At 43.7% G+C, this 7,642-nt stretch carries 8 protein-coding genes and 1 pseudogene; 6 read left to right on the forward strand and 3 right to left on the reverse strand.

The window, feature by feature from the left end; translation table 11 throughout:
* The first annotated feature begins 5 nt into the window (after window positions 1-5).
* The gene (locus EDC63_RS17125) at window positions 6-1,001 is read left to right on the forward strand and encodes a tetratricopeptide repeat protein (RefSeq protein WP_124948045.1); all 996 of its coding nucleotides are present in this window, start codon (window positions 6-8) and stop codon (window positions 999-1,001) included.
* Between the two features lie 101 nt (window positions 1,002-1,102).
* Window positions 1,103-1,555 (forward strand): YaiI/YqxD family protein, encoded by a 453-nt coding sequence (locus EDC63_RS17130; RefSeq protein ID WP_124948044.1) that lies wholly within the window; start codon window positions 1,103-1,105, stop codon window positions 1,553-1,555.
* Between the two features lie 34 nt (window positions 1,556-1,589).
* Here EDC63_RS17130 and EDC63_RS17135 read toward each other — a convergent pair whose 3' ends face one another.
* Window positions 1,590-2,627: a CapA family protein gene (locus EDC63_RS17135; protein WP_124948043.1), complete on the reverse strand. Its 1,038-nt coding sequence runs from the start codon at window positions 2,625-2,627 to the stop codon at window positions 1,590-1,592.
* 930 nt (window positions 2,628-3,557) lie between these two features.
* Here EDC63_RS17135 and hslO point away from each other — a divergent pair.
* Window positions 3,558-4,436 carry an Hsp33 family molecular chaperone HslO gene (gene hslO / locus EDC63_RS17140; RefSeq protein ID WP_124948042.1) on the forward strand — a complete coding sequence of 293 codons (879 nt, stop codon included), beginning with the start codon at window positions 3,558-3,560 and terminating at the stop codon, window positions 4,434-4,436.
* 61 nt (window positions 4,437-4,497) lie between these two features.
* Here hslO and EDC63_RS17145 read toward each other — a convergent pair whose 3' ends face one another.
* Window positions 4,498-4,983 carry a Panacea domain-containing protein gene (locus EDC63_RS17145; protein ID WP_124948041.1) on the reverse strand — a complete coding sequence of 162 codons (486 nt, stop codon included), beginning with the start codon at window positions 4,981-4,983 and terminating at the stop codon, window positions 4,498-4,500.
* A 135-nt stretch (window positions 4,984-5,118) separates the two neighbouring features.
* Here EDC63_RS17145 and EDC63_RS17150 point away from each other — a divergent pair, with 135 nt between their 5' ends.
* The 3 genes from EDC63_RS17150 to msrB all read left to right on the forward strand — a co-directional run bounded on the left by EDC63_RS17150 (window position 5,119) and on the right by msrB (window position 7,410).
* Window positions 5,119-5,511, forward strand: a complete 393-nt coding sequence (locus EDC63_RS17150; protein ID WP_124948040.1) for an RNA-binding S4 domain-containing protein — start codon at window positions 5,119-5,121, stop codon at window positions 5,509-5,511.
* Window positions 5,512-5,615: 104 nt separating this feature from the next.
* Window positions 5,616-6,728 carry an FIST signal transduction protein gene (locus tag EDC63_RS17155; RefSeq protein ID WP_124948039.1) on the forward strand — a complete coding sequence of 371 codons (1,113 nt, stop codon included), beginning with the start codon at window positions 5,616-5,618 and terminating at the stop codon, window positions 6,726-6,728.
* Window positions 6,729-7,011: 283 nt separating this feature from the next.
* Window positions 7,012-7,410 (forward strand): peptide-methionine (R)-S-oxide reductase MsrB, encoded by a 399-nt coding sequence (msrB, locus tag EDC63_RS17160; protein ID WP_124948038.1) that lies wholly within the window; start codon window positions 7,012-7,014, stop codon window positions 7,408-7,410.
* 153 nt (window positions 7,411-7,563) lie between these two features.
* On the opposite strand, the pseudogene EDC63_RS17165 reads toward msrB, so the two are convergent.
* Window positions 7,564-7,642 (reverse strand): annotated as a pseudogene (locus EDC63_RS17165) (IS1595 family transposase); the annotation flags it as partial.

The following is a 7,642-nucleotide window of genomic DNA, read 5'->3' on the forward strand; positions in this document are numbered from 1 at the left end:
AAATAATGACACAGAATCATGATAAATCCGTAGCGGAACTATCCAAAAATGGCTATGAATTGCTACGCAAAAGACTTTTTTGGGAAGCGGAGAAAGCGTTTAGAGAGGCGCTGGCAATAGATAATCAGAACAAATATGTTCTGGTAGGCTTGGGGAATCTTTATTCCGCACTCCGAAAGTACGAAGAAGCAATCATCTTTTACGAGCAGGCGCTTTTGGCTGACCCCTCAAACCAGTTTGCATTGAGGGGGATAGGTGATGCCTATCGCGGGTTGCAGCTACCTGAAAAAACCATTCCATACTGGACACGTTATTTAGAGCGCAATAGTAAAGATGCGCAAGTGATGGTTCGCATTGCTGATTCGCTGCTGAAATTAAGAAAAATTGATGAAGCTGAGGTCTATTGTGCCGATGCGCTGAAGTACGGTGCTAAAGATAAAGCCGTGCTGCTGGGGGTAGGGCGTCTCTATTACAAGGCAGGCTTGAATGCTCAGGCACTATCCTGTTTTGAACAGTTGCTGGTTCTGGATCCGACGCATTTAATGGTATTGCTCATGTCAGGTGATATTCATCAGCAGATGATGAGTTTTGAGCAGGCAGCAGATTACTATAAACGGGCACTGGAAATCGAACCTTCCAATTCAGTGGCACTTTACGGTTTGGGTAACTGTATGCGCGGGCTGAAAGATCACTCAGAAGGTATGCAGTGGTGGAATAAAGCACTTGAGAAAAATCCAGAAAACCAGCGCTTGAATACGCGCGCGGGTGAAGCGCTGTTTAATACGGGTGATTTGCAAGGCGCGCAAAAGCATTTCGAGAAAAGCATGCAAACTGGATTCGATCCTTATGCGCTGCTTGGGCTCTCACGAATTTATCGTATGCAAGGAAATCTGCAGGATGCTGAAGCGTGCTGCCGTAGAGTATTGGAAAACGCGCCAGAACATCCGCGTGCGATAGAAGAAATGTCCAAAATCACAGCCGCGAGAAATAGCACGTCATAATTACTTTATCCCTTTCGATAACGCCTTTTTTCTAAAGGGATAAAGTTCTACATTTTCCACTGTGTTTAGTGCATAAACTGACCAGTTATCAGGAGTCGTTCATGCAAATCTGGGTTGATGCCGATGCGTGTCCCAAGGTCATCAAAGATATATTGTTCAGAGCGGCTGAAAGAACGAAAATTACCACCACACTGGTTGCCAATCAATTATTGCAAACGCCGCCATCCCTGTATATCAAAGCCATACAAGTTCCTGCAGGCTTTGATGTGGCTGACCACAAAATAGTCGAACAAGTTAATTTTGGCGATCTGGTGATTACGGCTGACATTCCCTTGGCGGCCGATGTTATCGAAAAAGGTGGGCATGTACTGAATCCCCGTGGTGAGTTTTATACCAAAGACACAATCAGAGAGTTTCTTTCCGTGCGTAATTTCATGGATGAATTGCGCGGGAGCGGTGTGAATACAGGCGGACCTTCAGCGCTTTCGCAATCCGATCGCCAGGTGTTTGCAAACCAACTGGATCGTTTTCTGGCTAAATATGGAAAGTGTTAAGCTGGAAAATAGCTGGCTTCCTGAATTCTGGGTGTTATAAAAGTGCTTCTGATGAATGTCTTCTCGCGTCAATCCACACCTTGCCTCCTTTGCGTTCTACCTGCGTTCCCATTTCGCTGCAAAGCGTTGTCATGGAATTGACGATCAATTCAAATTGTTTCCCCGTTGCAAGCCGAGTGTGACACGCTTCAATAAAAACCGGGAGCAGGCGGATGCTATGAAGTGTTGAGTTTGATAGTTCCAGTTCAAAAAGCATTTGGTGATCATTTTTAAAGGCCGGGTCGACAAAATAGTCGTCAACCAGATTTCCAGCTGCAAAAATGATCGGGCAGCCTTTGTAAATCTCAATACCTTGGAAAACATGAGCACTATGTCCAAATATGACTTTCCAGCCCATGTCTATAAGATTATGAGCCAATCTTTTAAATTTTTCTGAAGGGCGGCTAACCATATTAGGCCCCCAGTGTAGCGATAGGATAGGCCAGTCTACTTGTGCATCAAGCAGTTTTTTCAGAGCGGCCCTCAATATACGCAGCGCCTGTTCCTCTTCCTCGATATTAATATAAGCCATTCCTGGTGTGTGAGGACCGGCAGCAAAATCGCTTTGGTGGTCACAATATCCTGCCATGCCAAACCGGACACTTTTGATGGTAATGATGGCGGGCGCAAGCGCCTCTTCAAGATCAATTCCGGCACCTGTGAAATGGATGTCATGTTCATGCAGGGTGTGCAGTGTTTCCAGCAGGCCTTTAGATCTGAAATCGAGGCTGTGATTGTTTGCCAGGTTGACTATGTCAATGCCTGCGTCAATCAGAGAATGGATGGCCTGTTTAGGTGCGCCAAAATAAAATGCCTTGGGATTCCCTTGCCAGATTTTATCTGAATCTGTAATGGCGCATTCCAGATTAACAATCGTCAAATCGGCTTGCCGCATGCATTCAGCAATTTTTCCTAAAGGGTAATAAGGTGAGCAGCGCTGGATATATTCTTTGACGTTTCGCCCGAGCATGACATCGCCACCAAACATGATATGCAAGACTTTATTATTATTTTCATCCTGGTGTTGGGGCATGTTTTCAGCGTTTTAATTGGCTAATTTTAAATGGCACATGAAGTTAACGAGTAGGTTCGATAGGTAATTGACATAGAGAATAATAACTATAGTAAATTTAAAGCGGTTTTCTGAATCTTGATTCAATACGCCGCCAAAGTACTGATAATTAGCACTGATCAAATTGCAGACTTTGAATCCGTCTTGCTCAGGTATGGGAAAGTCATTCTAAGTCTCGCACTTGAAATAATTTTGGTGGCGGGTTAAGGTGTTAATAATAGAAAAATATAGATGGTTTATTGTCTAAATTCGAAATACATTAATTTAATTTTAATTTTCAATAGTTTTTTAGCTGAATACCTCGTAGAAATAAGGACTTTGGTAAAAGTTTCTAAGCAAATGAAAAACAATTAACTAGAATTTTTTTTAGTTCCAACTATGATGATAATTACAGGGTTGGATATTTGTTTGAGCTTAAGCTATTATCTTAGATAAATCGCAATAATGGGGAGGGGTTATTATGTTTAATGCATTTGGATTCATGATGTTAGGAATGGTTTTATTTGTACTGGTGACTGCCTGATTTATCTGAAATGGCTTTGCCGCAGGTTGTCCGTTCTGACCAAAATGATTAAAAAACACATAAGTATGTGGTTTTTAGATTTTTATTTTCAATTCCGAAGCCGCTATATTAATGCGCGTGCGTTTCATGGTTTATTGTGTTTTTCTTTTAATTTTCCGAATGATACTAAAAATCTAACTCCATAAGTCTGTATCACTCCGGCAACACCTTCACAAAACGTTCAGTCATGCTGGCTATCTGCGAATTCAATAAATATCAGGGTAAGTTATTAGCGTAGTCTATAATTACATCCGGGTTTAACCGGTGGCAATACTTTGCTGGCTTATGATACCTTAAGGCATACCAACTCAGATAAGCAGGAATGATCAGTGAAAGAGCAAGATAGTTTGCACCGCTTTGTTTTCGAAAACTCACCCGTACGTGGTGAAATAGTGAATCTCGATGCAACTTGGCGAGCTGTGCTGGAAAAACATGCATACCCTTTACCACTCCAAACCCTGCTAGGTGAAATGATGGCAGCAGCGGCGTTATTGGCGGCCACATTGAAATTTTCCGGTACGTTGATCATGCAAATGCATGGCAGTGGGCCCGTTAAGCTCTTGGTTGTTGAATGTACCAGTGAAATGACCATGCGGGCGACCGCCAAATGGGATGGTGAAATTGCTGATGGTTCGATTTCAGATCTGCTTGGGGAGGGGCGTTTTGCAATCACAATTGATCCTGAAGAAGAAGGTAAACAGAGCTACCAGGGAATAGTGAGCCTGGAGGGAGCAACTGTTTCTGAGGTGTTGGAAAGTTATATGCAGCGTTCAGAGCAACTTGAAACGCGCTTATGGCTGGAAGCAGATGCAGGGCAAGCGGCAGGAATGCTGCTGCAGAAATTACCCCAGGAAGAAAATGAAGAAGATGATGCCTGGAACCGAGCGGTGCATCTGGGGAGTACAATTTCCCGTGAAGAATTGCTTAATTTGCCTGCAACCGAGATCATGTTTCGCTTGTTTCACGAAGAAGACATTCGTGCCTTTGAAAGAACACCAGTGAGTTTTCGTTGTTCCTGTTCTCAGGAGCGGGTAGCCAATATGTTGCGCATGCTAGGCCAGGAAGAAGTGCATTCAATTCTGGATGAACTGGAAACGATTGAAGTGGATTGTGAATTTTGTAATCGACATTATGCATTTGATGCGGTTGATGCCGAGCAATTGTTTGTGACAAATGTAATTACTGCCGTACCACCAACGGTGCACTGATTTATGGGTATTTAAAAGCAGTGGCTTACGATACTTATCTCTTCAGCCACAAATTTAAAGCTTAATTTGCTCTGATTCGTTTTCGGGCTAGCATGCGTGCTTGATAATATTTGCGCATGGCGTTTTCATCAATTAACGTGCGGCTGGGGTAACCGGGAAATATCCCTTTGCGAGCATTTATCCAAGGGTCTTCATCATGGGTCATTTGTTCCAGTTTACTGGCGGAAAATTGTCCATAAACTTCCCATATTTCTTCTAAAAAAGTGAGCGTGTCGCCATCCAGAGCTTGCTCATTACTTACGGTAGCTGAATCCGGTATGGGGTTCCAGGACAAATGACGAAATCGTTCGTAAATTTCCCGGCATACAGGACCGTGTTGCCAGGCTTCCATTTTGTTGCTGAACAGAGGTTGGTCATACATCGCTAAATACCATGCCTGAGCATAGTAAAGTAACTTCTGAAGTTTTAGCTGAGTGATATTATCTCCAGCGTCTCTTTCGACTTTCCGGATAAAATAATCAGCAATAACATGTACTGAAAACGCCATGAAGAAATACTCCTGAGAAGAGGGTTTTTAATCTTCAAACATGCATCGAGATTGATATAGTTATAATAGTACATACGAACTCATTCGCAAGAATTAGCAAAGCACTTTTGCCAGCCAGGAAATAACGTACCTCACATGGAAACCAAGGCAAACATACGAATAGACAAGTGGCTCTGGGCTGCCCGTTTTTTTAAAACGCGTTCAATAGCGGCGGATGCTGTTGCGGGTGGTAAAGTGAAAGTGAATGGTGAGCGTGTGAAGGCGGCTAAAGCTGTTAAGGTTGATGATGAATTGAGTATTCACATCGGCCCCTATGAGTTTATTGTGCGCGTTTCTGGTTTATCCGGCAAGCGAGGCCCTGCTTCAGAAGCGATGTTGCTCTATGAAGAAACTGCTGGTAGTCAAGCTGCCAGAGAAGCACTCGTAGCGCGTTTGTCAGCCGAAAGAACGCATGTTTCCCATGAAGGGGGGCGACCCACTAAAAAAGCCCGGCGTCAGATCATTCGATTTACAGAAGGTGGACGTTAAACAGACGACATTCAGCTGGCAAGTTTGCTGGCGATTCAATACAGAGTATGGCGACCAGATCAGCATTCTGGATGAATGGTGGCCGGGGATTTTAGAGGTGAGAGATGACAGTTGCTTTTAAATATGGATATTCTGCCACTCCACAGTGGAATGAGGCAGCACAAGCGTGTTTGTCGCAAATAGGCGAAATACCGGCAACAGCGAATCTGGGTTTTATTTATGTAACAGATGCGCTGGCAAACCGCATGCCGGATATACTCGGCTTTATCAAGCAAGAAACCGGCCTGGAGCATTGGGTAGGGACGACTGGCATAGGGATATGCTGCACAGAGCATGAATATCTCGATCAACCCGCTATTGCGATCATGCTGGGTGAGTTCCCTGTGGATTCATTCCAGGTTTTACCCACAATCAAAAATACCGCGGAAATACCTGGTGAGTTGATGGTGGGCAAACATCCTGCTTATTTCGGCATCGTGCATGGCGACCCGCAAAATCAACATATTGCAGCATTAATTGAGCAGTTTGCAGCGAAGATGGAGAGTGGGTTTGTCGTGGGCGGACTTACCAGCTCACGGCATAAAAATGTGCAAGTGGCAGATGAAATCACACAAGGCGGCATTTCCGGAGTGGTATTTTCATCGGAAGTGGCGCTCACCACTCGATTGACTCAAGGTGTTTCGCCAATTGGTAGCATGCACCAGATCACGGAGTGCGATCAAAATATCATTATCAGTATTGATGGCAGGCCTGCTTTTGATGTGCTGAAAGAAGAAATTGGTGAGGTTTTGTCTCGTGATTTAAACCGTGTAGCGGGTTATATTTTTGTAGGCTTACCCATTGCTGGTTCTGATACTGGCGATTATCTGGTACGAAATCTGATTGGAATCGATGTAGAACAAAAACTATTGGCAATTGGCGATTACCTGCAACCAGGCGCACCATTGCAGTTCTGTCGCCGAGATGGCGCCAGCGCAGTAGAAGATATGGAGCGCATGCTGAATGACATTAAATCCGGAAGTGCAGCAACGCCTAAAGGTGCCGTGTATTACTCATGTCTGGGTAGAGGCGAGAGCATGTTCGGGCCGGATTCAGAAGAACTGAAAATGATCAGCCGTGCATTGGGTGATATTCCGTTGGTTGGCTTCTTTGCAAACGGAGAAATTTCCCATGACAGGTTATATGGTTACACAGGTGTGTTGACTGTATTTTTGTGATTCTAAAAAACAGTCCATTAACCGCTGAGACGCAGAGGCGCAGAGAAAGACGAGGGTGCATAGGTAGGGAATAATATTGCCCAACTCTGAAGCGATTGCTTATAACGTCGACTTCTTTGCCAAACGAGAGACAGAGTGGATTTTGTAACCTCATGATTTTCCTCAGCGCCTCCGCGCCTCTGCGGTTAAGTTGATTTTTAAGGATGTGATAATGAAGTTAACAATATATTTAGCGTATTTTTTCGCCAAAATTAAAGTATCTTGAACCAAAGGAATAGCAATCATGAGCGATAAGATATCCAAGAGTAAAGAAGAATGGCAAGCTGAGCTCACGCCAGAGCAATTTCATGTTTGCCGTGAAAAAGGGACTGAGATGGCTTTTACCGGCGCCTATTGGAACAACAAGGAAAAAGGCATCTACAAATGTGCCTGTTGTGGAGAAGATTTGTTCAGTTCAGAAACAAAGTATGACTCAGGTACTGGATGGCCAAGTTTTTGGGCGCCGGTTACTGAAGAAAATGTGGCAACTGAAACTGATAAGAGTTTGTTTATGTCCAGGACGGAAGTGTTGTGCAATAAATGTGGTGCACATCTGGGGCATGTGTTTGAAGGTGGGCCGCAGCCGACTGGGCTACGCTATTGCATTAACTCTCTTTCACTTAAGTTTGATGAAGATAAATAGTTTGATTCGCTATCACATCGGTTTTTTCCGCAGAGGTGCGGAGATGCTGAGAAAGACTTAGTATCTAATTACTTAAAAGTATTGTGCTCTGCCCAATTGTGAAACTGAAACAATAATTGAAATTCAATAATAAAAATAAAGGGTCTTAGGAAGTTAAAGCGGGTTTAGTCTCAACAATTTGAGTAGTCCAAGGTAAAGATTATCACGACGATGATTAAAGCGATATTCAGTT

Source organism: Sulfurirhabdus autotrophica, from assembly GCF_004346685.1.
Taxonomy (GTDB): Bacteria; Pseudomonadota; Gammaproteobacteria; order Burkholderiales; family SMCO01; genus Sulfurirhabdus; species Sulfurirhabdus autotrophica.